Origin of the sequence: Stutzerimonas sp. Brlt_14 (assembly GCF_051948915.1) — a bacterium.
Taxonomy (GTDB): Bacteria; Pseudomonadota; Gammaproteobacteria; order Pseudomonadales; family Pseudomonadaceae; genus Stutzerimonas; species Stutzerimonas stutzeri.
Window position 1 is genome coordinate 465,363 of the sequence record NZ_JAYJLM010000002.1, and the last position, 24,462, is coordinate 489,824.

Annotated in this window: 24 protein-coding genes; 3 read left to right on the plus strand and 21 right to left on the minus strand. The window is 64.4% G+C overall.

What is annotated here, in order from left to right:
• Positions 1–28 precede the first annotated feature (28 nt).
• From VF716_RS06000 to selD, 10 genes are all read right to left on the minus strand, one after another.
• Entirely contained in the window at positions 29–1,087 is a 1,059-nt protein-coding gene (locus tag VF716_RS06000; protein WP_125460053.1) for an AraC family transcriptional regulator, read from the minus strand.
• A gap of 67 nt (positions 1,088–1,154) precedes the next feature.
• On the minus strand, positions 1,155–1,592 hold the full coding sequence (locus VF716_RS06005) for a YqaA family protein (protein ID WP_011913057.1): 438 nt from the start codon (positions 1,590–1,592) through the stop codon (positions 1,155–1,157).
• 60 nt (positions 1,593–1,652) lie between these two features.
• Positions 1,653–2,108 (minus strand): hypothetical protein, encoded by a 456-nt coding sequence (locus tag VF716_RS06010; protein WP_014596546.1) that lies wholly within the window; start codon positions 2,106–2,108, stop codon positions 1,653–1,655.
• Positions 2,109–2,357: 249 nt separating this feature from the next.
• Positions 2,358–3,155: an acyl-CoA thioesterase gene (locus tag VF716_RS06015; RefSeq protein WP_014596545.1), complete on the minus strand. Its 798-nt coding sequence runs from the start codon at positions 3,153–3,155 to the stop codon at positions 2,358–2,360.
• A 118-nt stretch (positions 3,156–3,273) separates the two neighbouring features.
• Positions 3,274–5,274 carry a transglutaminase TgpA family protein gene (locus VF716_RS06020; protein ID WP_440552232.1) on the minus strand — a complete coding sequence of 667 codons (2,001 nt, stop codon included), beginning with the start codon at positions 5,272–5,274 and terminating at the stop codon, positions 3,274–3,276.
• A complete protein-coding gene (locus VF716_RS06025; protein ID WP_440552234.1) occupies positions 5,271–6,233 on the minus strand; it encodes a DUF58 domain-containing protein in 963 nt (320 codons plus the stop codon). The genes VF716_RS06020 and VF716_RS06025 overlap by 4 nt, the downstream gene beginning before the upstream one ends.
• Before the next feature lie 34 nt (positions 6,234–6,267).
• Positions 6,268–7,185, minus strand: a complete 918-nt coding sequence (locus tag VF716_RS06030) for an AAA family ATPase (RefSeq protein WP_095460037.1) — start codon at positions 7,183–7,185, stop codon at positions 6,268–6,270.
• Between the two features lie 278 nt (positions 7,186–7,463).
• The gene (locus VF716_RS06035) at positions 7,464–7,742 is read right to left on the minus strand and encodes a hypothetical protein (protein ID WP_011913049.1); all 279 of its coding nucleotides are present in this window, start codon (positions 7,740–7,742) and stop codon (positions 7,464–7,466) included.
• A gap of 28 nt (positions 7,743–7,770) precedes the next feature.
• Positions 7,771–8,877 (minus strand): tRNA 2-selenouridine(34) synthase MnmH, encoded by a 1,107-nt coding sequence (gene mnmH, locus VF716_RS06040; RefSeq protein WP_440552238.1) that lies wholly within the window; start codon positions 8,875–8,877, stop codon positions 7,771–7,773.
• Positions 8,877–9,911: a selenide, water dikinase SelD gene (gene selD, locus VF716_RS06045; RefSeq protein ID WP_013982616.1), complete on the minus strand. Its 1,035-nt coding sequence runs from the start codon at positions 9,909–9,911 to the stop codon at positions 8,877–8,879. Before selD ends, mnmH begins: the two co-directional genes overlap by 1 nt.
• Before the next feature lie 121 nt (positions 9,912–10,032).
• Between selD and VF716_RS06050 the strand changes: the two genes are divergently transcribed.
• Positions 10,033–11,019: a patatin-like phospholipase family protein gene (locus VF716_RS06050; protein ID WP_011913046.1), complete on the plus strand. Its 987-nt coding sequence runs from the start codon at positions 10,033–10,035 to the stop codon at positions 11,017–11,019.
• 13 nt (positions 11,020–11,032) lie between these two features.
• Here VF716_RS06050 and VF716_RS06055 read toward each other — a convergent pair whose 3' ends face one another.
• From VF716_RS06055 to VF716_RS06090, 8 genes are all read right to left on the minus strand, one after another.
• On the minus strand, positions 11,033–12,127 hold the full coding sequence (locus VF716_RS06055; protein ID WP_011913045.1) for an AI-2E family transporter: 1,095 nt from the start codon (positions 12,125–12,127) through the stop codon (positions 11,033–11,035).
• Between the two features lie 85 nt (positions 12,128–12,212).
• On the minus strand, positions 12,213–13,031 hold the full coding sequence (locus VF716_RS06060; protein WP_011913044.1) for a DUF4892 domain-containing protein: 819 nt from the start codon (positions 13,029–13,031) through the stop codon (positions 12,213–12,215).
• A 217-nt stretch (positions 13,032–13,248) separates the two neighbouring features.
• The gene (locus tag VF716_RS06065; protein WP_011913043.1) at positions 13,249–14,106 is read right to left on the minus strand and encodes an alpha/beta hydrolase; all 858 of its coding nucleotides are present in this window, start codon (positions 14,104–14,106) and stop codon (positions 13,249–13,251) included.
• Complete coding sequence (locus VF716_RS06070; protein ID WP_014596538.1) at positions 14,103–14,915, minus strand: alpha/beta fold hydrolase; 813 nt, start codon at positions 14,913–14,915, stop codon at positions 14,103–14,105. Before VF716_RS06070 ends, VF716_RS06065 begins: the two co-directional genes overlap by 4 nt.
• A 130-nt stretch (positions 14,916–15,045) precedes the next feature.
• The gene (locus VF716_RS06075; RefSeq protein ID WP_014596537.1) at positions 15,046–15,489 is read right to left on the minus strand and encodes a hotdog fold thioesterase; all 444 of its coding nucleotides are present in this window, start codon (positions 15,487–15,489) and stop codon (positions 15,046–15,048) included.
• A 76-nt stretch (positions 15,490–15,565) separates the two neighbouring features.
• Complete coding sequence (gene sixA, locus VF716_RS06080) at positions 15,566–16,024, minus strand: phosphohistidine phosphatase SixA (protein WP_013982612.1); 459 nt, start codon at positions 16,022–16,024, stop codon at positions 15,566–15,568.
• Entirely contained in the window at positions 16,021–16,377 is a 357-nt protein-coding gene (locus VF716_RS06085) for a DUF4389 domain-containing protein (protein WP_013982611.1), read from the minus strand. Before VF716_RS06085 ends, sixA begins: the two co-directional genes overlap by 4 nt.
• Before the next feature lie 15 nt (positions 16,378–16,392).
• Positions 16,393–17,415, minus strand: a complete 1,023-nt coding sequence (locus tag VF716_RS06090) for an NAD(P)H-dependent glycerol-3-phosphate dehydrogenase (protein ID WP_125850697.1) — start codon at positions 17,413–17,415, stop codon at positions 16,393–16,395.
• Between the two features lie 409 nt (positions 17,416–17,824).
• Here VF716_RS06090 and fabA point away from each other — a divergent pair, with 409 nt between their 5' ends.
• Positions 17,825–18,340, plus strand: coding sequence for a 3-hydroxyacyl-[acyl-carrier-protein] dehydratase FabA (gene fabA, locus VF716_RS06095; protein WP_011913037.1), 516 nt, complete (start codon positions 17,825–17,827; stop codon positions 18,338–18,340).
• Positions 18,341–18,351: 11 nt separating this feature from the next.
• The gene (gene fabB, locus VF716_RS06100) at positions 18,352–19,569 is read left to right on the plus strand and encodes a beta-ketoacyl-ACP synthase I (protein WP_013982608.1); all 1,218 of its coding nucleotides are present in this window, start codon (positions 18,352–18,354) and stop codon (positions 19,567–19,569) included.
• 64 nt (positions 19,570–19,633) lie between these two features.
• Here the strand turns inward: fabB and sstT are convergent, their stop codons facing one another.
• The 3 genes from sstT to VF716_RS06115 form a co-directional block, all read right to left on the minus strand.
• The gene (gene sstT / locus VF716_RS06105) at positions 19,634–20,872 is read right to left on the minus strand and encodes a serine/threonine transporter SstT (protein ID WP_020306184.1); all 1,239 of its coding nucleotides are present in this window, start codon (positions 20,870–20,872) and stop codon (positions 19,634–19,636) included.
• Positions 20,873–21,049: 177 nt separating this feature from the next.
• On the minus strand, positions 21,050–22,657 hold the full coding sequence (locus tag VF716_RS06110; protein WP_037004420.1) for a methyl-accepting chemotaxis protein: 1,608 nt from the start codon (positions 22,655–22,657) through the stop codon (positions 21,050–21,052).
• A 130-nt stretch (positions 22,658–22,787) separates the two neighbouring features.
• The gene (locus VF716_RS06115; RefSeq protein ID WP_020306182.1) at positions 22,788–24,413 is read right to left on the minus strand and encodes a methyl-accepting chemotaxis protein; all 1,626 of its coding nucleotides are present in this window, start codon (positions 24,411–24,413) and stop codon (positions 22,788–22,790) included.
• Positions 24,414–24,462: the final 49 nt, after the last annotated feature.

A 24,462-nucleotide genomic window follows, 5' to 3' on the forward strand; every position in this document is an offset into this window, starting at 1 on the left:
CTGGGGGTGGAGCCCAGCAGCTCCGCGCTCAGCCTCGAGCCGGCGCGAGAATGAGGTTGCGGTAGTGGCCCGGATTGATGCCGGTCCACTTGCGAAAGGCCTTGTAGAACGAGCTGACGTCGGCAAACCCCAGTCGCTCGGCGATCTCGCCATAGCTGACGCTGGCGTCGGCCAGCCACTCGGTGGCCATTTCCTGACGCAGGCCGTCCTTGATGGCCTGGTAAGGCTGCCCCGCTTCTGCCAGACGGCGACGCAGCGTCGAGGCCGACATGCACAGTGCCTGCGCCAGTGTCTCGCTGTCCGGCCAGCGCTCGGCGGGGAGGCTTCGCAGGTGCTGCTTGATGCGACTGGCCAGGCTGGAATGGTCCCGGTAGCGCACCAGAATGTTGGCCGGCGCCTCGGCAAGGAAACTGCGCAGTTCCGCCTCGCTGCGACGGATCGGCAGATCGAGCACCTCGGCAGCGAAGATGATGCGCGTCGAGGGTCGCGCGAAGCGCAGGTTGTCGGAGAACATGACCCGGTAGTCGTCGGTGTACTCCGGCTCGGCGCAGCGCAGCTCCACCGCCAGCAAGGGAATGCGCCGTCCCACGAGCCAGCAGGCCAGCCCGTGCAGCAACATCCAGTAGGTGAAGTAGCAGAACGCCCGGGCCGGCTCGGCTTTGCGCTCGCGCAACACCACTTCGGCAAGACTCTGGCTACGGATCAGCTTGCCGCGCAGGTTTTCCAGACCCAGGCCGAGAAATTCCAGCGCATGCACCAGAGCCTTCTCCAGCGTCGGCTGCTGCATGCAACTGCGGCTGAGGAAGACGAAGCTGCCCGAGCGCAGGCGTCGCGGGTCCATGCCGAAGAATTCGTCGTCGAAGCGCCGCGCCAGGCGCAGCCAGAGTTGCGAGTAGTCGCGCACGTCCATGCGCCCATCGGGGTTTCGCAGGCAGCCGGGTTCGAGACCGATCTGTTCCAGCAGCTGCTCGGCGGTCAGCCCCGGTTGCAGGAAGCCGCGCAGCGCCTCGACCACCAGCCGCACGCTGATACTGTCGCGGCTAGCGGTGACCGCCTTGTCAGCCTTCAATTGCGCCTCGGTGATCATGCGGCTCGGGTTCCTCCATCGATGCCCGCCATGATCGGCCAGGCCGCCGCGTCTGTCAGCCCTCGCCTCACATCCAGCCGAGCGTGAGCGCCATTACCATCAGATAACGACCGGTCTTGGCCAGGCTGACGATCAGCAGGAAGCTCCACAGCGGCTCGCGCATCACCCCGGCCACCAGGGTCAGCGGATCGCCGATGATCGGCACCCAACTGAGCAGCAGGGTCCAGCGGCCGTAGCGGTGATAGCTGGCTTGCGCCCTCGCCAGCTGACGCTCGTTGACCGGGAACCAGCGCTTGTGACGAAAGTGCTCGACATAACGGCCCAGCAGCCAGTTCACCAGCGAGCCCAGCACGTTGCCCAGACTCGCCAGCGCCACCAGCTCCCATGCTGCATAGCGTTCGGTCAGCAGCAGCCCGGCCAGCACGGCTTCAGACTGCATGGGCAGCAGGGTCGCAGCGCCGAAGGCTGCCAGGAACAGGCCGAGATAGCCGGAAAGCTCGAACATCCACCGTCCCGTGAAGCAGTCTCTGAGTGGTGCGGCAGTATGCTCGAAACGCGTCTGCGCTTACATCTCGTGAATGCGGCTGACCTGGCGCGCCAGGCGCATCGTCTCGTGCTCCTCGAGATGCAGCAGGTCCTCGGCCAGGTTGCGCGCACCGTCGATCTCGGCCCGACGCGCCAGGGAACGGTAGAGGTCGATGACCTGGTTGTGGATGGTGAAGATATCCAGCGATATCTCCTCCACGCTCATGGTGTCGTAGGCCTTGCAGGCCTGGTTGCGCAGTACCGGATTGCGCGTCAGGTAATCGTAGATCCAGGTGTGCAGTGCTTTCGGATCGGCGTGCCTCTCGATCTTTTCGACCGTTTCGGCCAGCGCTCGCTCGTGATCGGCGATGTAGACCAGCAGCCACTTGGCGCGAGTCTCGTCGTGCTTGTCGGAACAACGTGCCATGCAGCGGGCCAGCATGGCATGGGTGTCGCGTGTCCAGTCGATCAGGTCTTCGAATCGCTCGATCTTCATCGCCAAATCTCCCCTGTGTGGCGGCAAACAGCACGGCGCCGATCCGCCTGCTGTCGCTCGAGTCTGTCCACGGCTCAGGCTCTTTGCCATGACCCTGGTTAAGAGACTAGCTCAGCCTGCCTGCGCGCGACCCGCCATGGCGCGCAACCTTGCTACAGATCATTGCTGAGCGGGTCGTCACGAGCGAGGCAGGGCGCCGAGCGCTCAGACCATCCAGAGGAATACGTCAGGCCGGCGCGACGTGCGGCCTCAGCCGAACACCGTCACGGTCTGCCTGCTCAGCGCGATCAGCTCGCCAGATGGCGACCACAGCGCCGCAGCGCAATGTCCGTAGCCGTCGCGGGCATGCTCGATCTCGGCGCGGTACATGCACCATTCATGGCTGTCGAGCACGGGCATCGGCTGGATGAACTCGATGGTCCAGGTCAGCGAACTGCCCGGCGCGAAGCTCTTGAGATGCGGCAGCACAGCGGGCGGCCAGGCGTCCACCAGCGCCAGCAGGTGCGCCTCGGTCATCGGTTCGCGCGGAACGTCGCCACGCTGACGAACCCAGCCGCCCATCTGGCGGGAGCTGTTGCCGCTGAACGGCAGGCCGCCGACACCCCAGCGCATCGCCAGGTAGCGGGTGAACTCCGGCGTCACGCCCGATACGTAGGGCAGCTCCTGGCAGGCTTCCACTGGCGGCATGGACGGACCGGGCTCGGCCGGCACATCGATCACCGAACTGCGCGGCGCGCCAAAACTGCCCTGAACGATGGTGACCACCTGGCCATCCTGCACCACCCGGCCCAGCATCTGGCTCACCGCCTTGCCTTCGCGCAGCACTTCGGCCTCGTACCTGGCTGGTTTGTCCACCGCCAGCGGACCAACGAAGGTGATCGCCAGCGAGCGCAGCGGGCGTCCTTCAGGCACCTTGGCGCGCATGTTCTCGAATACCAGCGCTGCGACCAGGCCGCCGAAACCCGCACGCCCCTGCCCCCAGCTGGCCGGCACGACCACGCTTTCGGGATTGTCACGCACCGCTTGCAGCAGCTCGCAAAGCTCCATATGCACCTCGTTATCGTTCGTTATGCCGGCGATGTTAAAGGTGCGTGGGAGGCGGCGCGACCCTGTCTGGCAGAAGCGGCCGGATGAAATGCCGAATCATCCATGTTGGCAATGGATGTCAGGAATGCCGCCGCGGGGCAGCGATCCGCCAGGGCATAGCGCGTCGAACGTTGGTCAGGGCGCGCGACAGCTCCTCTCCCGGCCCGGGCAGCTGCGCGTAACGCTGCGCCTCGTACAGCCGGACGAATGCACGGATTGCTGGCGCCTGATCGGGCATTTCGATAGCGGCCCGCTCGGCGAAGCTACGTGCCCCCTCGCCTTTGTGGCGGCGGATACCCTGGCGTGCCAGCAGGCGCTCGAAGCGATCGAACTGGCGCTGCTGAACATCTTTTTCCCGCCGCCAGGGTTTGAACAGCACGAGCGCCAGTATTCCGGTCAGCAGCCCGAGCACGGCGACCAGGCCCAGACCGAGCGCCTGGCCGTCGAGCTTGCCAAACCAGCGCTGCAGCATCTGCGACTGCTGCTCATCCTGATAATTGAGAACCCAGCGCTGCCAGCCATAGTTGAGGCTGTCCCAGCGCAGCCGCAACGTGTTCATCCAGCCGACGTCGCGGAACCGCAGCAGTGACAGCGGCTCGTCGGCGAGAAAGCTCCGCTCCCGCGCCAAGGCTTGTTCCAGTCCCTGCTCGACGCGCTCGGGCGCGACCTGGAAAGTCGGGTCGACACTGACCCAGCCGCGCTCGGCGACCCAGTATTCGACCCAGGCATGGGCATCGAACTGATGCACCGAAAGGTAGTTGCCCGCAGGATTGACCTCGCCGCCCTGGTAGCCGGCCACCACGCGCGCCGGAATGCCCGCCGCGCGCAGCACGAAGGTCATGGCGCCGGCGTAGTGGGCACAGAAGCCGCTGCGGGTCTGGAACAGGAAGTCGTCGACGATATCGCTGCCCACCGGCGGTGGTTCCAACGTGTAGTGATACGGCTCGCGGTTGAAATGCCGCAGCAGTGCATCCACCACTGCCTGTGGCTCCTGTGCGCTGCGCCGCAGCTCGGCAGCCCAGGTGCGGCTGCGCGGGTTGCCCTGCTCCGGCAACTGCAGCGCCCGGGCAAGGCTTTCCGGCGCACCGATGGCTTCGCGTCGGGCGTCCAGCCAGGATGTCACCCGGTACATCAGCGGCTTGGTCACCGGCTGGCGGCGCTGCAGATGGAAATCGGTCATCAGTTGTGCCCCGCCCGACGCAACCTGAGCAACGTCCAGGGCGAACAGCCAGGGCTGGCCGCTGGGCTGCATGACCACGCTGTAGCTGAGCGGCTCGCCCAGCGCCTGCCACTCCGGTGCTTGGGGCACGTTGGATGCGTAAGACTGCGACCAGCGCCGGCCATCGAAACGCTCTAAGGTCACCGCGCGCCAGTAGAGCTGGTCGCGAGGGGGAATCTCGCCGTCGAAGCTGACACGAAACGCCAGCTCCGCCGAGCGCCCCAACCGCGCGATATCGCCAGGCGCCATGTGGTCGGCCAGACCGGTCGTACCCCTGTCGCCGGCCTGCGGCAGCGCCCACAGCGGTGGCAGGCGGGGAAAGAACAGGAACAGCACCAGCATCAGTGGTACCGCCTGCAACAGCAGCGCGCCGGCCAGCCGCACGGTCGGCCACGGCCGCGTCACCAGGCTGCTCTGCTGCAGGCCGATCATCGCGGCGAGCAATGCGGTGACCGGAAGGAGGCTGTAGAGCCCGGCGAGCAGGCTGTCCTCGAACAGGTAGCTGGTCACCACCGCGAAGAAGCCGAGAAAGATCAGCACCAGCGCATCGCGGCGGGTACTCATCTCCACCAGCTTGAGGATGAATGCGGCAATCAGCAGCACCACACCGGCCTCGAGCCCGACCAGGCTGCCGCGGGAAAAGTACACCCCGAATCCCGCCGCGATCATCAGCAGCGCCTTGGTCCAGCTGCGCGGGTAACGAGCGCGCATGCGGAAGATCTGGATTCGCCAGCCCGCGCAGCCCAGCCACAGGCCGATGATCCACAGCGGCAGATGGGTGAGATGCGGCAGGATCACCAGCACCTGCGCCACCAGCAGCCAGATCAGGCTGTTGCGCGGAATACCCGGCTTCGCACTCATGCATCGCCCCCATCGGCCAGGCCGTGCAGCGCCAACGCACGCAGGCAGGCATCTCGATGCGCCTGGCCGCTGTCCGGGCCGTACAAGCCGGCCGGCAGCCGCAGCGCGAACGGCTGCTGCTTTTCGCTGAGGTCGATGACCCAGTGGCAGAGCACCGACAGTCGTTGCTCGGTATCGCCGGTAAGCGCGTCGAAATCCAGCAGCGGATCGTTACCGAGCAGGCTGGCGAAATCCTTGACCAGCAGGCCCTGGCCGCGCGAATAGGCCTTCCAGTGCAGGCGTCGACGCGGATCGCCCGGCTGCCAGGCCCGCAAGCCCTGATAGTCGTCGACGCCCGAGCCGCGGGTCAGCACGCCTTCATCCTCGGTCTCCGGCGCGCTGCCGCCCTGGGGACGCTCGGCTGCCGACGGCTGCGGGTAGACCAGCGCGGCCAGCTCCAGGTCGATCCAGCTCCAGGCCACCAGCAGCCCCAGCGGGAAACGGCTCTCCACCCGCACCCGGCCCGGTCGCAACCAACCGCGGCGGCGGGTCGGCAGGCTCAGTTCGACTTCCACGGTGCCTCCGGCCGGAACGTCGACCAGGCGCAGCCCGCTCGCCGGCCAGCCCAGCGCAACGGCTTGATAGGCGCGTCCCTGGCTCTCCAGGCGGACGCGCAGCAAGGCCTGCTCACCGACGAACGCCGCGGTGGTGCCGCCGGCCTGCAGCACCAGCCCGGCCAGGTTGCGCCAGGTGTGCAGGATGGTGACCAGATAGAGGGAGCCAAGCAGAAAGGTCAGCCCATAGGCCAGGCTGTTCTGATAGTTGATCGCGGTAAGCAGCATCAGCAACAGCGCAGCCATGAACGTCAGCCCCACCGCCGTCGGCATGATGAAGATTCGCCGCTGGTTCAGCCGCACGCTGGAAGCCGGCGGAATGCGCCGCAGCAACCAGCGGTCACGAAAGCGCGGCAGCAACCTCACGCCGGACGCCCGCAGTAGGGGGCGGACAGCTGCCTCACAGCGCCGGCACCTCGCGCAGCAGCCAGTGCACCAGCGCACCGCCCCCGTGACCGGTGGCATCCGCGCGCTCGCGCAGACGGTGGCCGACCACGGTGGGCAACACGGCCTGCACATCCTCCGGAATCACGTAGTCGCGTCCGTCGAGGAATGCCCAGGCGCGGGCAGCCGCCAGCAACGCCAGGCTGCCGCGCGGCGACAGCCCCCAGGCGAACTGCGGCTGAGTGCGCGTGGCCTCCACCAGACGCAGCACGTAATCGACAAGGGCATCGCTGACCCGCACATGGCCGACTGCATCCTGGATTGCCCGCAGTTCGTCGTGCTGCAGCAACGGTTCGAGTCGGGTCAGCAGATCGCGCCGCGACTCACCCAGCAGCAGCGATTTTTCCGCCGCCTTGGCGGGGTAGCCCAGGGAGACGCGCATAAGAAAGCGGTCCAGCTGCGACTCCGGCAACGCGAAGGTGCCGCCAGAGCTCACCGGGTTCTGCGTGGCGATGACGAAGAACGGCTCGGGCAAGGGGCGTGTCGCCCCTTCGATGGTGACCTGCCCCTCCTCCATGGCTTCGAGCAGCGCGCTCTGGCTTTTCGGCGTGGCGCGGTTGATCTCGTCGGCGAGCACCAGCTCGGCGAAGATCGGCCCGGGGTGGAAGACGAACTGCCCGCTGTCCTTGTCGAATACCGAGGTGCCGAGAATGTCGCCAGGCAGCAGGTCGGACGTGAACTGGATGCGCTGGAAGTCCAGGCCCAGCACCTTGGCCAGGGCATGACTCAGGGTGGTCTTGCCCATCCCGGGCATGTCTTCCACCAGCAGGTGACCGCGGGCCAGCAGGCAGGCCATGGCCAACCGGACCTGCGCCTCCTTGCCGAGCAATACTTCATTGACTGCTCGCAGGCAGGCGTCCAATCGGGTGCGCATCGAAATCTCCTTCGTTCGTCGTCCCGATGCTACTGGTCGGCCGCGGCCAGGCAAAGCAATGGAAACGCCCGGTGACGACTTTGTGATTTGCGCCCGCTCTGGCAGCCGGCCGCTTGACCGCGCGCCAGGCGAGCGTGCGCGCTAAAGACGTTGGGGATGCTGGCGCGAAGCGCAGTGCTCACGCCCAATGACAGGAAGCTGACCGAACCAGCCAAACCGCTCGCCAACAGCTGCCCAGGCCGCACTCAATGCACGGCCGAGCAGCGGTGATAGCCGGTTTAACGTCCGGCCCGGGATTCACGGAGGTAGAAGCGCGCCTTCTGTGCCTTCTGCGTGCAACCGCGGAAGGCTTCGAACTGCTGCTGGGTCTTGGCGCCGGTCAGCAACGCCATGGCCTTGGAATAGCTCACGGTACCGGCAAAGCCCTCGGCTTCCGCCAGGCTCTGCTCCTTCCATGCCGCGTCCAGCTCCGCGGCACAGCTGTCACGGTACGCGGTCTTGCCGGCACAGCCGGCCAGCAGCACAACCAGCAAAGGCAAAGTCAGCCAGGTTTTCATCGCATCATCCCTCATGTGCCATTCAGGGTTACGGCGCGTTGCGCGCCTTACGGTTACGCAGATACTCGACCACGGACGGCTGGTCGCCGGCGAACTCGATCCGCTCGGCCTTGCTCTCGCGTTGGTAGGCGTACATCGGGTCGTAATATTCGCCCAACAACGCTTCGATCCAGGCGCGATGCAGATCGACCGCACCGCTGCGCGCCTGCTCCGCCAGGGCCTGATCCATCAGCAGGGACAGGCGCTGGTAACGCTCGCCGCCGAGCCGCTTGTTGATATTGACCAGACTTTGCTGAAGACGCTCAGCGAATGCAGCGAAACCGTTCTCACCCTGTTCGCTGATGAACTCGGCGCACAGGTCGATCACATAGTCCTTGAGGATGCGCTCGACCCGGCCTTGCAGACTGTCCTCCAGCCAGATCAACGGAAACTGCTGCATGCCCTGGAACAGCGGCAGCGGGATGGAGCAGCGCCCGACCAGGCGCGCCTCGTCCTCGATCACGAAGCTTTCGATCCCTGCCGCGCGCATCTTCAGCAGGCGGATCGCCAGCGCGTTCTCGAAATCGATCTGCGAGGGCTGCGGCGTGGCGCGCTTGCCGAAGCTGGAGCCGCGGTGGTTGGCCAACCCTTCGAGATCCAGGCTGTTGCCCAGCTGGGCCAGCACCTCGGTCTTGCCGGTCCCGGTCATGCCGCCCACCAGTATGAACTCGCACTGCTCCACCGCCTGCTCGATGGTGTCGAGCAGGAAGTGACGCATCGCCTTGTAACCGCCGACCACGCGCGGGTAGTCGATGCCCATCTCGTCCTTCAACCATTGCTGGACGATCTTCGAACGCAAACCACCACGGAAGCAGTACAGGTAACCGTCCGGGTGGGCGCGGGCGAAATCGGCCCAGGCCTGCAGCCGCTCGGCCTTGGTCTTGCCGGAGACCAGCTGATGGCCCATCTCGATGGCGGCTTTCTGGCCGTGCTGCTTGTAGCAGGTGCCGACCTTCTGCCGCTCCACATCATTCATCAGCGGCAGATTGACCACGCCGGGAAAGGCCCCCTTGCCGAACTCCACCGGCGCACGGGCATCCATCATGGGAACGTCGTTGAGGAACAGCTCGCGATAATTCTCCGTGTCGCCGCGCATCAACGTACCTCGACCGCATGGCTACGCGCGGCGACCAGCTGGCCGATCGGTTCCAGCGCAAGGCCGAGCTCGGCACAGGCCGCGAGGAACTCCGCCTCGCCCTCCGGCGCCACGGCGACCAACAGCCCGCCACTGGTCTGCGGATCGCAAAGCAGAGGTTTGTGGCGCTCGTCGAGCGTGGCGATGCGCTCCCCGTAGCTGTCGAAATTGCGCTGGGTGCCACCCGGTACGCAGCCCTGCTCCAGGTAGTATTCGATGCCAGGCAGGCGCGGTACGCGGGCGTATTCGATCTCCGCGGTCAGGCCGCTGCCATCGGCCATCTCCACCAGATGGCCGAGCAGGCCGAAACCGGTCACGTCAGTCATGGCACGAACGCCTTCAAGCTTGCCGAAGCGGCTGCCGGCGGTGTTCAGCGTGCACATCCAGTCGCGGGCCAAGCCGACGTCCTCGACGCGCAGCTTGGCCTTCTTCTCGGCGGTGGTGAGGATACCGATGCCCAGCGGCTTGGTCAGGTACAGCTTGCAGCCGGCGGTAGCGGTGTCGTTACGCTTCATCTGGCGCTTGTTCACCAGGCCGGTGACGGCCAGCCCGAAGATCGGCTCGGGCGCATCGATCGAATGCCCGCCGGCCAGCGGAATGCCGGCGGCATCGCAGACGGCACGGCCGCCGGCAATCACTTCGCGGGCGACTTCCGGCGGCAGCACGTTGACCGGCCAACCGAGGATCGCGATGGCCATCAGCGGGTCGCCGCCCATGGCATAGATGTCGCTGATGGCGTTGGTCGCGGCGATGCGGCCGAAGTCGAAGGGATCATCGACGATGGGCATGAAGAAGTCGGTGGTCGATACCACACCGCGCTCCTCGTCGATGCCATAGACCGCCGCGTCATCGCGCGAGGCGTTGCCGACCCACAGACGCGGATCGAGATTCTGCGCACCGCTGCCGGCAAGAATCACGTCCAGCACCTTGGGCGATATCTTGCAGCCGCAGCCGGCGCCGTGACTGTACTGGGTGAGGCGGATCGGTTCGCTCATCGGACTCTCTCGTGACACGTGCACAAACGGGCGGCGATTGTAGCAAAGGCGGCCACGCATTCGCCCTTGCAGGCTCGCCGGCCAGGCATGAAGCTATCGCCAATGCCACAGGGAGAACCGCATGAGCAAGAGAGTTGCACTGGTATTGGGATCCGGCGGTGCGCGGGGCTATGCGCACATCGGCGTGATCGAGGAGCTGGAAGCACGTGGCTACGAGATCGCCTGCATCGCCGGCTGCTCCATGGGCGCCGTGGTGGGCGGCATCTACGCGGCGGGCAAGCTCGACGAATATCGCGCCTGGATCGAGAGCCTGGACTATCTGGATCTGCTGCGCCTGGTCGATCCCAGCTTCAGCCTGGGGGCGATCCGCGGCGAAAAGGTGTTCGGTCGGATCCGCGACATGGTCGGCAAGATCTGCATCGAGGACCTGCCGATCCCCTTCACCGCCGTTGCCACCGACCTCACCAACCAGCAGGAAATCTGGTTCCAGGAAGGCAGCCTGGAGCTGGCGATGCGCGCCTCCGCCGCCATTCCCAGCCTGTTCACCCCGGTGATGCAGGGTAACCGCATGCTGGTCGACGGCGGCCTGCTCAATCCTCTGCCCATCGTCCCGGTGGTGTCGGCGCACTGCGACATGATCATCGCGGTCAACCTCAACGCCAACAACCACAAGCAGTACCCGCTGCCGGAGATCGAGCGCCCCGGACGCTTCGACACGATCATGAGTTCGATCAGTTCGCACCTGCCCTTCTGGCGCAAGGAGGAGACCGCCCTGGCCGAACTCGACGACATCCGCGCCGGCGAGTTACTGCGCGGTGACCAGCCACCGGCGGCGCCAACCAGCCGCAGTGCACCGAAATCCGCTGAAGGTGCAACGGTGGTCGACGTGACCGGGCCGGCCTCGCTGCTGGAGCTGATCAACCAGAGTTTCGACGTCATGCAGTCATCGCTGGCGCAGTACAAGATCGCCGGCTACCCGCCCAACGTGCTGGTCAACATCCCCAAGCGCGCCTGTCGCTTCTACGAGTTCTACAAGGCGCCCGAGCTGATCGCCCTCGGGCGCATCGTCGCCCATGACGCGCTGGTGCGTTACGAAGAGGAGCAGTGAGCGCAGCCTGACGCTACGGGCCGACCGACTCGCGCGACTCGCCTGGAAGCTGTGTCGACTCATGGGTCGGCATCTGCGGCACCTCCTTGATCAGCCAGTCGCCGAGCAGACTGTAGGCGACCGCGAGTAGCGTCGGACCGAGGAACAGTCCCATGAAGCCGAAGGCCAGGATGCCGCCGAATACCCCGAGCAGCACCACCACCAGCGGCAGGTTGCCGCCCCGGCTGATGAGATAGGGCTTGAGCACGTTGTCCACGCCGCTGATGACGAACATGCCCCAGATGCCGAGGAACACCGCCATGCCGTAGTCGCCCTGCCAGGCCAGCCAGGCGACTGCCGGCCCCCAGATCAGCGGGGGTACCATGATGAAACTGCAGGCGAAGGTCAGTAGACCCAGCACCAGCGCGCCCGGAATGCCGGCGATGAGGAAACCGATGTAGGCCAGAATCGCCTGTGCCGCGGCGGTCCCGATCACCCCGTTGACGACTCGCTGCACCGTTCCGGCCACGAGTTCGAGGTAATGGTCGGCTCGATCACCGATCAGCCGGTGCAGCAGACTGTGCACGAAGGCCGACAGCCGTGGCCCGTCACGATAGAAGAAGAACACCAGCACCAGGCTCAGTGCCAATTCGAGCATGCCGCCGCCGATCCGCGCACTGCGCACCAGCAGCCAGTTGGCGACCTGGCCGATATAAGGCCTGATGCTGGCGATCAGAGCAGTGCCCTGCTCGTCCACCGTATTCCAGAAGTTCACCAGCGAATCACCGATCAACGGCAGCTCACCGAGCCATTCAGGCGCAGGCGGCAACCCTTCGACCTGCAGATCGTGCAGCAGCGCGTTGGCGTCGCGAATCTGATCGGCGATGTTGAACCCCAGCCATACCAGTGGCACGGCCACCAGCACCATCCAGCTGAAGGTGAGCAGCCCCGCCGCGAGCGTGGCGTTGCCGTTCAGCCAGCGGGTCAGCAGGCGCATCACCGGCCAGCTGGCGAATGCCAGCACGGCGGCCCAGAACAAGGCCGACGCAAAAGGCGCCAACACCCAGAGACAGGCTGCCAGCAAGCCGAGCAGCAGGATCTGCGCAAGCAGGCGATCATTGTTGAGCATGGGAAATTACTCTACGCAAAGATACCGACGCACCCTATGCATTGGGTGCGTCGACAGAGTCGGCTATTGCAGCCGCAATGCCGTGTCAGCGCAATAGGCGGATCAGCAGTCCCGACTCCTGCGACTCGTCGACTTCCAGTCGCCCGCCGCGGATGCGCTCGGCGATCAGCGCCTCTCGCCATGCTGCGGCGCCCTGCCCCGCGAGACTGATGCGCGTCGTGCTGTCCAGCCGAAGGACATTGGCCAGCAGCTCGCCCCACTCGGCAGTCGGCTGATCAGCCAGGCGTGGCAGGCGCAGCTCGCCGGTGCTGCGCAGCTGACGCAGCAGGGTCGCCGCGGTGGGCAGCACCTGGGCCAGCGGCTCGTCGGGTTGCAGCTGCTCGACATGCAGGTAGGGCCGACCATTGCCGCGGGTCACGCCGTATAGCGCGATCAGGTCGTCCTGTCCCTCGGTTTCCCCTTCTGGCAGGCGAGCCAGTAGATAGGCCTGCTGCGCTTCCGGCCCGTAGAGCATGGATTTGCCGAAGATGGCGTTGGCCCACAGGCTGCTGGAGCCGCATTCGCGCCCTTCGCACCAGAACAACAGTTCGGCACCCTGCTCCAGCAGGTCGCCGCGGGCCTGGGTGAAGGCCTCGATGCCAGTGTGCGAAGCCGGCAGCTGGTAAGTCACGGCGGTCAGTCGACCAGAGGCGACCACCTGAGCGGCCATGCGCAGGTTGCCACTGATGCGACGTATGGAGTCTTGCGGGTAGATGCGTTCCTGAACGGTGGACTGCCGGTAGTCGATGATCTGCGCTTGGGCGAAGCGCGGCACACGCTCGAGATCAGCACTGCCGGCCACATCGGCCGCGATTGCAGCAGCGGACAGAAACAAAGCCGGTGCGGCCATCCATGCACGTCGCATAAAACTCCTCAACGGATCACCTTCGACTGTTCGCCTGAACTCGGCGGCTGCGGCAAGCCCAGGTCAAGCGCAAGGGCTTGGCCAGCGAGCGTTGCGACGGTGGAGCATTCGATCATTGCGCTGACTCGGCTGGGAACGTTGCCGTCCAGCCTCGCCAGTTGGCAAAAGCAAGTCAAGCAAGGCTTTGCGAGAGAGTATTGCAAACGCTTGGATGCTCTCAGCCGTGGAAGAAGGCGTTGAACACTGCAGCAACCGCTTCGGCGCCCGGCTCGTCATCCAGATGCAGATGATGGCCACCGGGCAGGCGCTGCACCGCGAAGGGCAGCCCGTCGACCAGTTCTCGCAGCTCCGGCTGGATCATCAGCCCCTGCTCCGCCAGCACCAGACTGCTGGGGCAGGCGACCTGGCGGACGAATGCCAGCGCGTGGGCACGGGTCAGCCGCATGGCTGAAGGCAGCATCAGACGCGCGTCGGTTCGCCAGGTGTAACCGCCGGGCACCGGCATCAGTCCGCGCTGCGCCAAACGCTCGGCCGCCTCGCGACTGACCGCGCCGACGCCTTTCATGCGCGCCTGCACGGCTTTGTCGAACGTGGAATAGACGGGCTTGCGCTTGTCGTCCACGGCCAGCAATGCCTCGAGCGCGGCACCGAGTTTCTGCGGCGCGCCGTCCGCCTCGCCGGTATAGGGGATGGCGCCGTCGATCAATGCCAGGCGCTCGATGCGCGCTGGCAAGGCACCGGCGAGCAGCACCGAGACGATCGCGCCCATGGAGTGCCCGAGCAGGGAAAATCGCTGCCAGCCGAACTGCTCGGCGACCTGCAGCACATCGTGGGCATAGTCCCAGATGTTGTACCCCGCGCCGGCCGGGCGGTGGTCCGAATGGCCATGCCCCGGCAGGTCGAGCGCGACGATGCGTAGCCCTTGCAGGCGCGGGGCCAGCCGACTGAAGGTGGCGGCGTTGTCCAGCCAGCCGTGCAGCGCGATGACCGGCTTGCCGTCTTCAGGTCCGTACAGGTGCGCCGCCACCTCCAGATGAGGCAGGCTCAGCCGGACCTCTTCGAACAACATACTCATGCCGCCCCCCGGGACAACTCGCGACCTGCATCCCAGCGCCCCAGCAGCTCGCGCAGCTTCTCGGCCGTCTGCTGAGGTCGCTCGAACGGAAACATGTGGCCACCGGACAGCGTATGCGCTTCGCCACGGGCCATCAGCCGCAGCAGGTAGGCATGGTGCGGCAGTACCACACGACTCTCGCGGCCGCGCACCATGGCCAACGGAATCTTCAGCGCGGGCGGCCAGCCGGGCGTGAGGTGCGGCACGCTGCGGTAGATGCTGATTTCGGTCTGCGGATCGAAGCGCAGGCGCAGCCCCTGCCCCGCCGGCTCCAGCCCGTGTTCGATGTAGGCCTCCAGGCATTCGGGATCGAAGCTGCTGAACAGCGCCTTGCCGGCGAAATAGGCGCGCGCTTCCTCGGCGCTGGAGAACTGTTCGCGGCGTCCGAGCGTGCGGCCGGCCGGGGTCAGTCGGTCGATGAAGCCCAGCCGCTTGGCAGCCCAGATGACGGTCTGGTCGAACCAGGTCGGCAACGGTGAATCGAGCATGACCACGCCGTGGTAGAGCTCGGGCCGCAGCAGCGCGGCGCGGTAGTGCAGCATGCCGCCGAACGAATGCCCGACACCCCACACCGGTTCGCGCAGGCCTTCGAGCTGCTCGAACAGCTCGTCGAGCAGGTTGTTCCAGTTATCGTCCACCGGGAAACGCGGATCATGTCCGTGCCGATCCATGTGCGCGACCCGGTATTCCGGCGCAAGGGCCTCGAACAGCTTGCGATAGGTCGCCGAGGGGAAGCCGTTGGCATGAGCGAAAAAGATAGGTTGCGACATGAACTGAAGGTGCCGGACAGACTGAGCCCTCATTGTCTGGCAGCCCTCGGCAGGCGGCAATCGCCATAGCCCTGCCGAATGAAGGGCATTCAGGCCAATCAGCAGGCCGCATTGTCCGGCCCGCCGGCGATCAGCTCGGCAAGCCGCCCTTGTCCAGCGGCACGATAGCAACGGTCAGCCGGGAAATGCAGCTCGGCTTGCTGTCCTCGCCGCTCAGGCGAATGTCCCATACATGGGTCGAACGCCCCAGATGCACCGGCCGGCATACCCCGGTCACCCGTCCACTGCGCAGGCCACGCAGGTGATTGGCATTGACCTCGAGCCCCACGCAATAGAACTTGCTGGTGTCGATGCAGTGATAGCTGGCCATGGAACCCAGGGTCTCGGCCAGCACCACGGAGGCGCCGCCATGCAGCAGGCCATACGGCTGATGGGTGCGAGCATCGACCGGCATGCTTGCGGTGATGGACGAGTCATCGAAGGACTCGAAGCGGATATCCAGCAGATCGGTGATGGTGTTCTTGCGAGTGCTGTGAAGCTCTTCCAGGTCGGGCTGACGGTGCCAGATGCTCAAGGCGCATACTCCTGAGGGCTATTGTTGTTCTGGGATGCCGCTGTGACCACGCATGACCAAGCGGACCCGACCAACCCTAACCAACATGGTGCAAGGACGCCAGCTGCATCAGCCCGCCCGCGATGGCTTCCCCTTCGAGTTCGGCGAGCGACGCCGTCGCCATCGGCAGCGGCTCGGAATGACTGCCGTTGACCAGCCAACCGGCCAGGTTGCCGACGAAGGGCTGGTGCGTGACCAGGAGCAGATCGCTCTCGCCGCGCAGATCGAGCGCTCGCAGGGCCTCTTCGAGATCCGACTCCGGCGTGGCCCAGTCCACGGTTTCCCGCCGGCCGCTGAAACCCAGTGCCTTGCAGACCTCATCCGCGGTCTGCTGTGCACGCTGGTAGGGGCTGACCAGCACTACCTGCAGCGGCTTGCCGCGTAGAAAAGTGGCACTGCGGCGCACGTCACGCCGGCCTCCCTCGGTCAGGTTGCGCTCGGCATCCGTACGTGCGCGTGGTTCGGCCTCGCCATGACGCAGCAACCAGAGCCTCATGCCGTAGGGCCTTGTTGAGAGTCATTCGATTCACTGGGCGCAGCCGGCGGCACCGGTGTGACCAGTTCCACATCCGCTGGGCGTGGTGTGGGCCAATCCGACAATGGCCAGGGCTTGCGCTCGGTATTGAAGGTGGCGAAACGACCGATCTGCGCAATGTACTGGCTCAGGCTGTCGCCGAAGCCCTGCAGGCTGGAGTCGGCGTTCCCCTTGACCAGGCGCATCACCAGCTGCAGCACCACGACCACCAGCAGCGCCAACTCGGCCAGTTGCCAGACGAAGAAGAAGATCAGCATCCAGACGGCCCGCAGAATCAGCGATTCGCGCTCCGTAGCCTGATTCGATTGGTTCATGGACATAGCCTCGGCTCAGAATCCGTCGGTTGAAATGAAATCCACATCGGTCTTGGGTTCGCCACGCATCAGCACGCCAATGATCTGATCGAGCGTACGCCCCTCGAACAGGATGGCATGCAGGCCGGCGACCAGTGGCATATAGACCTGCAGTTCCTCGGCCTTGCATTTGAGCACCTTGATGGTGTTCACGCCTTCGGCGACCTCGCCCAGGCGGGAAACCGCCTCGTCCAGGCTTAGCCCTTCGCCAAGCGCATAGCCCACCTGGAAGTTGCGGCTCTTGGGTGAAGTACAGGTGACGATCAGGTCGCCGACACCGGCCAGGCCGAGAAAGGTCATGGGGTTGGCCCCCAGCTTTACCGCGAAGCGTGTCATTTCCGCCAGGGCCCGGGTGATCAGCATGCTGCGCGTGTTTTCGCCCATGCCCAGCGCGGCTGCCATGCCGGCCATGATCGCGTAGACGTTCTTCAGCGCCCCGCCCAACTCGACACCGAAGCGATCGGAACTGGCGTAGACGCGGAAGGTACGACCATGCAGGACCTGCTGTACGCTGCGACACAACGCCTCGTCCTGACTCGCCACGACGGTAGCGGTCAGCGCGTGTTCGGCCACTTCACGAGCCAGGTTCGGTCCAGACAGCACGCCGATACGTGCCTGCGGCGCAATCTGCTCGAGAATCTGGCTCATCAGCGTGAAACCGTCCGCCTCGATGCCCTTGGTGGTGCTGATCAGCATCTTGCCGCCCAGCTGCGCGGCGAACGGCTGCAACGCCTGGCGCAGGGCGCTGGAGGGCAGCGCGACGAAAACCAGCTCGCAAGCCTCGAGGGTCGACGCCAGATCCGTGGTCGGCTCCACCTGCGGCAGAACCTCGACGCCCTTCAGGTACCGCGGGTTCTGCCGCTGCGTACGGATGCACTCGGCCTGCTGTGCGTCGCGCATCCAGAGCAGGACGTGATGCCCGTTCTCGGCCAGCAGGTTGGCGATCGCGGTACCGAAACTGCCGCCGCCGAGTACCGCGATGGATTGCTGTTGTGTCATGTGGTTTCCGTTATGAGCCATTCGCGATGGCAGTGACGGGCATTATACGTTTCATGCGGGCGGCCACCAGCGCAAAGCCAAACCCCGCCAAATCATCGACTTAGCGCCGCGTCTGCACCGCTGAGATACGCATTGCGAGCAATAGGCAACCGTCACTGCAACGATTGTCTATAGAGGACACGCTGTCGCAAGGTCCTCGTCAGCAGCTCAGGAGTGTTAAAGTAGCCGCCCAATTCTGTCTTTGCGCCCTTCGGCCACAGATATGGCATGAATGGCGTCGCTGTTGCCAGGCTGTGACTTTAGCCACAACACGGCAGTCTATGACTAGTCTTGATGATCAGGCCTTCGAATTCTGGGCCCGGTATGTAAGCAGCAAAGCCCTCTGTACGGGGCCCATTGAGGAATACGCATGACCAAACAACACGCCTTTACTCGGGAAGACCTGCTTCGTTGCAGCCGCGGCGAACTCTTCGGTCCCGGTAATGCGCAACTGCCTGCGCCGAACATGCTGATGGTCGACCGTATCGTTCACATCAGCGAAGTGGGCGGCAAGTATGGCAAGGGCGAGCTGGTCGCCGAGCTGGATATCAACCCTGATCTCTGGTTCTTCGCCTGCCACTTCGAAGGCGATCCGGTCATGCCCGGCTGCCTGGGTCTCGACGCCATGTGGCAGCTGGTCGGCTTCTACCTCGGCTGGCAAGGCAATCCTGGCCGCGGCCGCGCCCTCGGCTCGGGCGAAGTGAAGTTCTTCGGTCAGGTGCTGCCGACCGCCAAGAAGGTCACCTACAACATCCACATCAAGCGCACCATCAACCGCTCGCTGATTCTCGGTATCGCCGACGGCACCGTTAGCGTTGATGGCCGCGAGATCTACAGTGCCGAAAGCTTGCGCGTCGGCCTGTTCACCTCTACCGACAGCTTTTGAAGGACATCCGCATGCGTCGCGTCGTGATCACTGGCCTGGGTATCGTTTCCTGCCTGGGCAATGACAAAGAGACCGTCTCCGGCAACCTGCGCGCCGGCCGCCCCGGCATTCGCTTCAACCAGTCCTACGCGGACATGGGGCTGCGCAGTCAGGTTTCCGGCTCCGTCAACCTGAACCTCGAAGAGCTGATCGACCGCAAGGTCCTGCGCTTCATGGGTGACGCCGCCGCCTACGCCTACCTGGCGATGGAGCAGGCCGTGAAGGACGCCGGCTTCAGTCTGGATGACATTTCCAACCCGCGCATCGGTCTGGTGGCCGGCTCGGGTGGCGCCTCCACCATCAACCAGATGGAAGCCATCGACATCCTGCGCGACAAGGGCGTCAAGCGCATCGGCCCATACCGCGTGCCGCGCACCATGAGCAGCACCGTCTCGGCCTGTCTCGCCACCCCGTTCCGCATCAAGGGCATCAACTACTCCATCGCTTCGGCCTGCGCCACCAGCGCGCATTGCATCGGCCATGCCATGGAGCAGATCCAGATGGGCAAGCAGGACGTCGTCTTCGCCGGTGGTGGTGAAGAGGAGCACTGGAGCCAGAGCTGCCTGTTCGACGCCATGGGCGCCCTGTCCAGCCAGTACAACGAAACCCCGGAAAAGGCCTCGCGCGCCTACGATGCCAAGCGTGACGGATTCGTCATCGCCGGCGGCGGCGGCATGGTGGTGGTCGAAGAGCTGGAGCACGCCCTCAAGCGCGGCGCCAAGATCTACGCGGAAATCGTCGGTTATGGCGCTACATCCGATGGCTACGACATGGTCGCCCCGAGCGGCGAAGGCGCCCTGCGCTGCATGCAGCAGGCGATGTCCACCGTCGAAGGCTCGATCGACTACCTGAACACCCATGGCACGTCCACCCCGGTGGGCGACGTGGCCGAGATCAAGGCCGTGCGCAACATGTTCGGCGACAAGATCCCGACCATCAGCTCCACCAAGAGCCTGTCCGGCCATTCGCTGGGCGCTGCCGGTGTCCACGAGGCGATCTACTCGATGCTGATGATGGAAGGCAACTTCATCGCAGCCTCGGCCAACATCGACGAGCTGGACCCGGAAGTCGCGGACATGCCGATCCTGCGGGAAACCCGCGAGAACGCTCAGATCGACACGATCATGAGCAACAGCTTCGGCTTCGGCGGCACCAACGCCACGCTGGTACTGCGCCGCTACAAGGCCTGATCCAGCAAGCGACACACGAGAACGGCGCCCTAGGGCGCCGTTCTTGTTTCCGTTATCGGTTGATTCAAACGCGCCGCTCGGCGCCCTCGTCGATATCGCCATGAGCGATACAGGACGCTGCGGTGAAGAGCACGTCAGTCGAGGAATTCAGCGCCGTCTCGGCCGAGTCCTGCACCACGCCGATGATGAAGCCGACCGCCACCACCTGCATCGCCAGGTCGTTGGAGATGCCAAACAGACTGCAGGCCAGCGGAATCAGCAGTAACGAGCCACCGGCCACACCCGAGGCACCGCAAGCGCAGACCGCCGCCAGCAGGCTCAGCAACACCGCAGTGGCCACATCCACCTGGATGCCAAGCGTATTGACCGCAGCCAGGGTCAGCACCGTGATGGTGATCGCCGCACCGCCCATGTTGATGGTCGCGCCCAGCGGGATGGAAACCGAGTAGGTGTCCTTGTGCAGCCCGAGACGCTGACACAGCTGCATGTTCACCGGAATGTTGGCGGCCGAACTGCGGGTGAAGAAGGCCGTTATGCCGCTCTCGCGCAAGCAGGTGAACACCAGCGGATAGGGATTGCGGCGAATCTGCCAGAACACGATCAGCGGGTTCATCACCAGCGCCATGAACAGCATGGCGCCCACCAGTACCAGCAGCAGCCGCGCATAGCCGAGCAGTACATCGAAACCGGAATCGGCCAGGGTGCCGGCCACCAGACCGAACACGCCGAGCGGCGCGAAGCGGATCACCACCTTGACGATCAGCGTGACGCCATCGGACAGGTCGCCGATCAGCCGGCGTGTGCTGTCCTGTGCATGGCGGAAGGCGAAGCCGAGACCGATTGCCCATGCCAGGATGCCGATGAAGTTGCCATTGAGCAGCGCACGCACCGGGTTGTCGGCGATGTTGAACAGCAGCGTCTGCAGTACCGCCCCGACACCGGACGGCGGCGTTACATCGGCCGCCCCGCTCACCAGCGTCAGCGATGTGGGGAACATGAAGCTCGCCAGCACAGCGACGGCCGCGGCGCTCAAGGTGCCCACCGCGTAAAGCAGAATGATCGGCCGAATATGCGTGGGTTGCCCGCGCTTGTGGTTGGCCAGCGATGACGTCACCAGCACGAATACCAGAACCGGCGCAACCGCCTTGAGGGCTTGCACGAACAGGTCCCCCAGCAGCGCCACCGACTTGGCAGCCCCAGGCAGGAACAGCGCCAGCAGCGCGCCGGCCAGCAGGCCAACCACGATCTGAGCGACCAGGCTGGTGCGATTGATGAAGCGGAAGATTCGAGGCAGATCGGACATGGGCACATCTCGCAGCTGGGAAGAACGGCCCCGACTCAGCCCGTTCCTGCTGTGGAAAAACGCGGGATAGTACGCCGCTCGCCTGCCCGTGCCCAGCGTTGTGCTGTCACGGGAAGGCGAAAAATGCCCATATTAGCTGTCGTTGGGTGAGGCGTCTGACGAAGCCTCGCCCATGGCTCAGACCTGGAAGCGCGCCACCAGGTTGTTCAGGTCGATCGCCAGGCGCGCCAGCTCCTGGCTGGCAGCGCTGGTCTGGTTGGCGCCGGCGGAAGACTGCAGCGACAGGTCACGAATGTTGACCAGATTTCGGTCGACCTCGCGCGCCACCTGGGCCTGTTCTTCCGAAGCACTGGCAATCACCAGGTTGCGCTCGCTGATCTGGCTGATCGCACTGGCGATGCCATCGAGCGCTTCCCCGGCGGCGCGCGCCAGATCCAGCGTGGTTCTGGCGCGCTCGTTGCTCAACTGCATGGCGTGCACCGCTTTGTCGGTTCCCTGGTGCACATCACCGATCATCTGTTCGATCTCCTGGGTCGACTGCTGGGTGCGATGGGCCAGTGCACGCACCTCGTCGGCCACTACGGCGAAACCACGGCCCGCATCCCCTGCCCGTGCCGCCTCGATGGCCGCGTTGAGCGCCAGCAGATTGGTCTGCTCGGCGATCGAGCGAATCACATCCAGCACCTTGCTGATGTCACGCACCTGACCCGCCAGACGCTCCACCTCGGTAGCCGTTTGCGTGACGTCGTTCGCCAGCAGACTGATCGACTCTACCGTACGGATGACCTGCTGGCGGCCATGCTGTGCCGTCTCATCGGACTCGCGCGACGCTTCGGATGTCGCCACGGCGTTGCGCGCCACTTCGTCCACCGCAGTGGTCATCTCGTTGACCGCCGTCGCAGCCTGCTCGATCTCATGATTCTGCTGGTGGAGGCCGCGAGTGGAATCTTCGGTGACGACATTGAGCTCTTCCGCCGCCGAAGCCAGCTGATTGGACGAATGCGAGATGCCCTGAATGGTGTCCCGCAGACTGCGCTGCATGGCCTGAAGCGCAATCAGGAGGCGTGCCGGCTCGTCATTGCCGACAACTTTTATGCTGCGGGTCAGATCTCCGCCGGCAATCACCTCGGCGACACCTACGGCCTCAGCCAACGGCTGCACGATGCTGCGAGTAAGGAGCATAGCTAGAACGATGGTTGCGATGACGGCAAGCACCATGGCGACCACCACGCCCTGAAATGCGCTAGCCGCCACCTCGATAGAGCGGTCGCTGGCGGAGTCCGCGGCCTTGCGCTTGAGATCTATAAGGTCGCGTAAAGTGTCGGATGTTACGCGCGCGTGCTCGTTGAGCTCACCACGGGTGAGTGCAATCGCTTCGTCCGTACGCCCTTGGAGGGCGAGATCTATGATCTGCCGCTGAAAGGTTTCATAGCGAGCAAGTGACTGATCGAAAGTTGCGAGCAGCGCTTTTCCTTCAGAGTCATGAATCAGCCGGTCCAAGTCCTGCCGCTCTTGCGCCAACGTTTGGCGCAGTTTACTCAAGCCGTCGACACCACTGCGCTGCTCCTGCTGGTCACTGATAAGCAGACGCAGGGTTCCGGCACGGATCCGAAGGAACTCTTGGTTCGCCTGTCCCAGTAACTGAATTGTCGGCAAGAGACGCTGGTCAATTTCCTCCGCCTCGCTTTCCATAGCCGAGATGCGCGTCAACGCGAAAACGCCAAGCGCGAAGACTATCAACGCCACAAAGCCGAAGCCCAATCCAGCCCTCAGGGCTATTTTCATTTGTCTGAACATAACGACGACCTCACGTGACTACGGGATATAACCGTATATCGGATAAGGTCTATCGTTACTTGACAACCGGCATAAAAATATGTTTTCGGAACTGAGAATCGAACTCCTTTAGGTTCGCTTAAACCTGAAAACGCTGCACCACCTCATTCAGCCCAATCGCCAACCTCGCCAGTTCCTGACTCGCTGCGCTGGTCTGGTTGGCGCCCGCCGACGATTGCAGCGACAGGTCACGGATGTTGACCAGATTGCGATCCACCTCGCGGGCAACCTGAGCCTGCTCTTCCGACGCACTGGCAATAACCAGGTTGCGCTCGCTGATCTGACTGATCGCGGCTGTGATGCCGTCCAGCGCTTCACCTGCGGCGCGTGCCATTTCCAGCGTGGTACGGGCCCGCTCATTACTGACATGCATGGCACTTACCGCCTTGTCGGTACCCTGGTGCACGCCGCCGATCATCTGTTCGATTTCGGCTGTGGACTGCTGAGTGCGATGCGCCAGGGCGCGCACTTCGTCCGCGACCACCGCAAAACCACGCCCGGCGTCGCCGGCGCGCGCGGCCTCGATCGCCGCATTCAATGCCAGCAGATTGGTTTGTTCGGCAATGGAACGAATCACCTCCAGCACCTTGCTGATGTCGCGCACCTGTCCGGCGAGATGCTCCACTTCGCCAGCGGTGTTGGTCACGTCGCTGGCCAGCAGGTTGATCGATTCCACCGTCTGCAGAACCTGCTTGCGCCCGCGCTGCGCCGTGTCGTTCGACTCCTGCGAGGCTTCGGAGGTAGCCACCGCGTTACGCGCCACTTCATCCACTGCCGCGGTCATCTGATTGACAGCTGCTGCGGCCTGTTCGATTTCATGGTTCTGCTGATGCAGGCCACGCGTCGAATCTTCGGTAACGGCGTTGAGCTCCTCAGCCGCCGAAGCGAGCTGATTGGACGACTCGGCGATGCCCTGGATGGTGCCCCGCAGATTGTTTTGCATGGTCTTGAGCGATGCCAGCAAACGAGCTGGCTCATCGTTGCCATTCACCGCGAAATCGCCGGTCAGGTCGCCATTGGCAATACGCTCAGCAACCGAAACCGCTTGTCCCAGCGGGCCCACGACGCTACGGGTGAACATCCAGGCGAGCATGACCGTAACCACGGCGGCAAAGATCAGCGTGGCCACAACCCAACCGAAACCGGTGTCGTACTGAATGGACGCCCGCTCAGCTGCCTGCCCCGCCTCTTCATTGTTTATCCGCTGCAGCTCGTTCAACGCGGCCGTGACGTTATCGGCATGTTCATTGATCGCGCCGTTGATGGTCGCGATAGCCTGATCATGTTCGCCCCGCTGTACTTGGTCGACGATGCGCTGCTGCAACGGCAGGTACTGGTCGAAGGCCTGCTTGAACCGCTGATACGCGGACTTTTCTTCCGCCGTCGTCAACAGCTTGACGTACTGTGCATCGCGCTCCGCTACCTCCCCGCGCAGCTGTGCCAAGCGTTGAGCAGTGCTCTGCACGACCTGCGCGTCTTCGGCGACGGTCATGCGCAGGGTGAGCGCCCGAATACGCATCACCGTCATGTTGAGCTCGCTGATGGCCATGATGCTCGGCAGCCAGTTCTCGTCGACCTCCCTGCTTTCCTTGCGCATATTCGCCATCTGGTTCAATGCGAACAGGCCGAGGAACAGAACCAGTAATCCGATCAAACCGAAGCCGAGGGCGGAACGTTTGCCGATTGTGAGATTGCGGATGGACATGGGGCTACTTTCTCCATGAATTGAAACGACGTCACAAACCGTGACCTGC

What these genes read in the sequence shown, in the direction of transcription:
- VF716_RS06055 (WP_011913045.1), bottom strand. Translation starts at nt 12,127, where the DNA reads ATGCTCAACAATGATCGCCTGCTTGCGCAGATCCTGCTGCTCGGCTTG.
- VF716_RS06035 (WP_011913049.1), bottom strand. Translation starts at nt 7,742, where the DNA reads ATGAAAACCTGGCTGACTTTGCCTTTGCTGGTTGTGCTGCTGGCCGGC.
- VF716_RS06000 (WP_125460053.1), bottom strand. Translation starts at nt 1,087, where the DNA reads ATGATCACCGAGGCGCAATTGAAGGCTGACAAGGCGGTCACCGCTAGC.
- VF716_RS06020 (WP_440552232.1), bottom strand. Translation starts at nt 5,274, where the DNA reads ATGAGTGCGAAGCCGGGTATTCCGCGCAACAGCCTGATCTGGCTGCTG.
- VF716_RS06085 (WP_013982611.1), bottom strand. Translation starts at nt 16,377, where the DNA reads ATGAACCAATCGAATCAGGCTACGGAGCGCGAATCGCTGATTCTGCGG.
- VF716_RS06065 (WP_011913043.1), bottom strand. Translation starts at nt 14,106, where the DNA reads ATGAGTATGTTGTTCGAAGAGGTCCGGCTGAGCCTGCCTCATCTGGAG.
- VF716_RS06060 (WP_011913044.1), bottom strand. Translation starts at nt 13,031, where the DNA reads ATGCGACGTGCATGGATGGCCGCACCGGCTTTGTTTCTGTCCGCTGCT.
- VF716_RS06110 (WP_037004420.1), bottom strand. Translation starts at nt 22,657, where the DNA reads ATGAAAATAGCCCTGAGGGCTGGATTGGGCTTCGGCTTTGTGGCGTTG.
- sstT (WP_020306184.1), bottom strand. Translation starts at nt 20,872, where the DNA reads ATGTCCGATCTGCCTCGAATCTTCCGCTTCATCAATCGCACCAGCCTG.
- fabB (WP_013982608.1), top strand. Translation starts at nt 18,352, where the DNA reads ATGCGTCGCGTCGTGATCACTGGCCTGGGTATCGTTTCCTGCCTGGGC.
- fabA (WP_011913037.1), top strand. Translation starts at nt 17,825, where the DNA reads ATGACCAAACAACACGCCTTTACTCGGGAAGACCTGCTTCGTTGCAGC.
- VF716_RS06090 (WP_125850697.1), bottom strand. Translation starts at nt 17,415, where the DNA reads ATGACACAACAGCAATCCATCGCGGTACTCGGCGGCGGCAGTTTCGGT.
- mnmH (WP_440552238.1), bottom strand. Translation starts at nt 8,877, where the DNA reads ATGCGCGGCGACACGGAGAATTATCGCGAGCTGTTCCTCAACGACGTT.
- VF716_RS06050 (WP_011913046.1), top strand. Translation starts at nt 10,033, where the DNA reads ATGAGCAAGAGAGTTGCACTGGTATTGGGATCCGGCGGTGCGCGGGGC.
- VF716_RS06015 (WP_014596545.1), bottom strand. Translation starts at nt 3,155, where the DNA reads ATGGAGCTTTGCGAGCTGCTGCAAGCGGTGCGTGACAATCCCGAAAGC.
- VF716_RS06115 (WP_020306182.1), bottom strand. Translation starts at nt 24,413, where the DNA reads ATGTCCATCCGCAATCTCACAATCGGCAAACGTTCCGCCCTCGGCTTC.
- VF716_RS06030 (WP_095460037.1), bottom strand. Translation starts at nt 7,185, where the DNA reads ATGCGCACCCGATTGGACGCCTGCCTGCGAGCAGTCAATGAAGTATTG.
- VF716_RS06070 (WP_014596538.1), bottom strand. Translation starts at nt 14,915, where the DNA reads ATGTCGCAACCTATCTTTTTCGCTCATGCCAACGGCTTCCCCTCGGCG.
- selD (WP_013982616.1), bottom strand. Translation starts at nt 9,911, where the DNA reads ATGAGCGAACCGATCCGCCTCACCCAGTACAGTCACGGCGCCGGCTGC.
- VF716_RS06010 (WP_014596546.1), bottom strand. Translation starts at nt 2,108, where the DNA reads ATGAAGATCGAGCGATTCGAAGACCTGATCGACTGGACACGCGACACC.
- VF716_RS06005 (WP_011913057.1), bottom strand. Translation starts at nt 1,592, where the DNA reads ATGTTCGAGCTTTCCGGCTATCTCGGCCTGTTCCTGGCAGCCTTCGGC.
- sixA (WP_013982612.1), bottom strand. Translation starts at nt 16,024, where the DNA reads ATGAGGCTCTGGTTGCTGCGTCATGGCGAGGCCGAACCACGCGCACGT.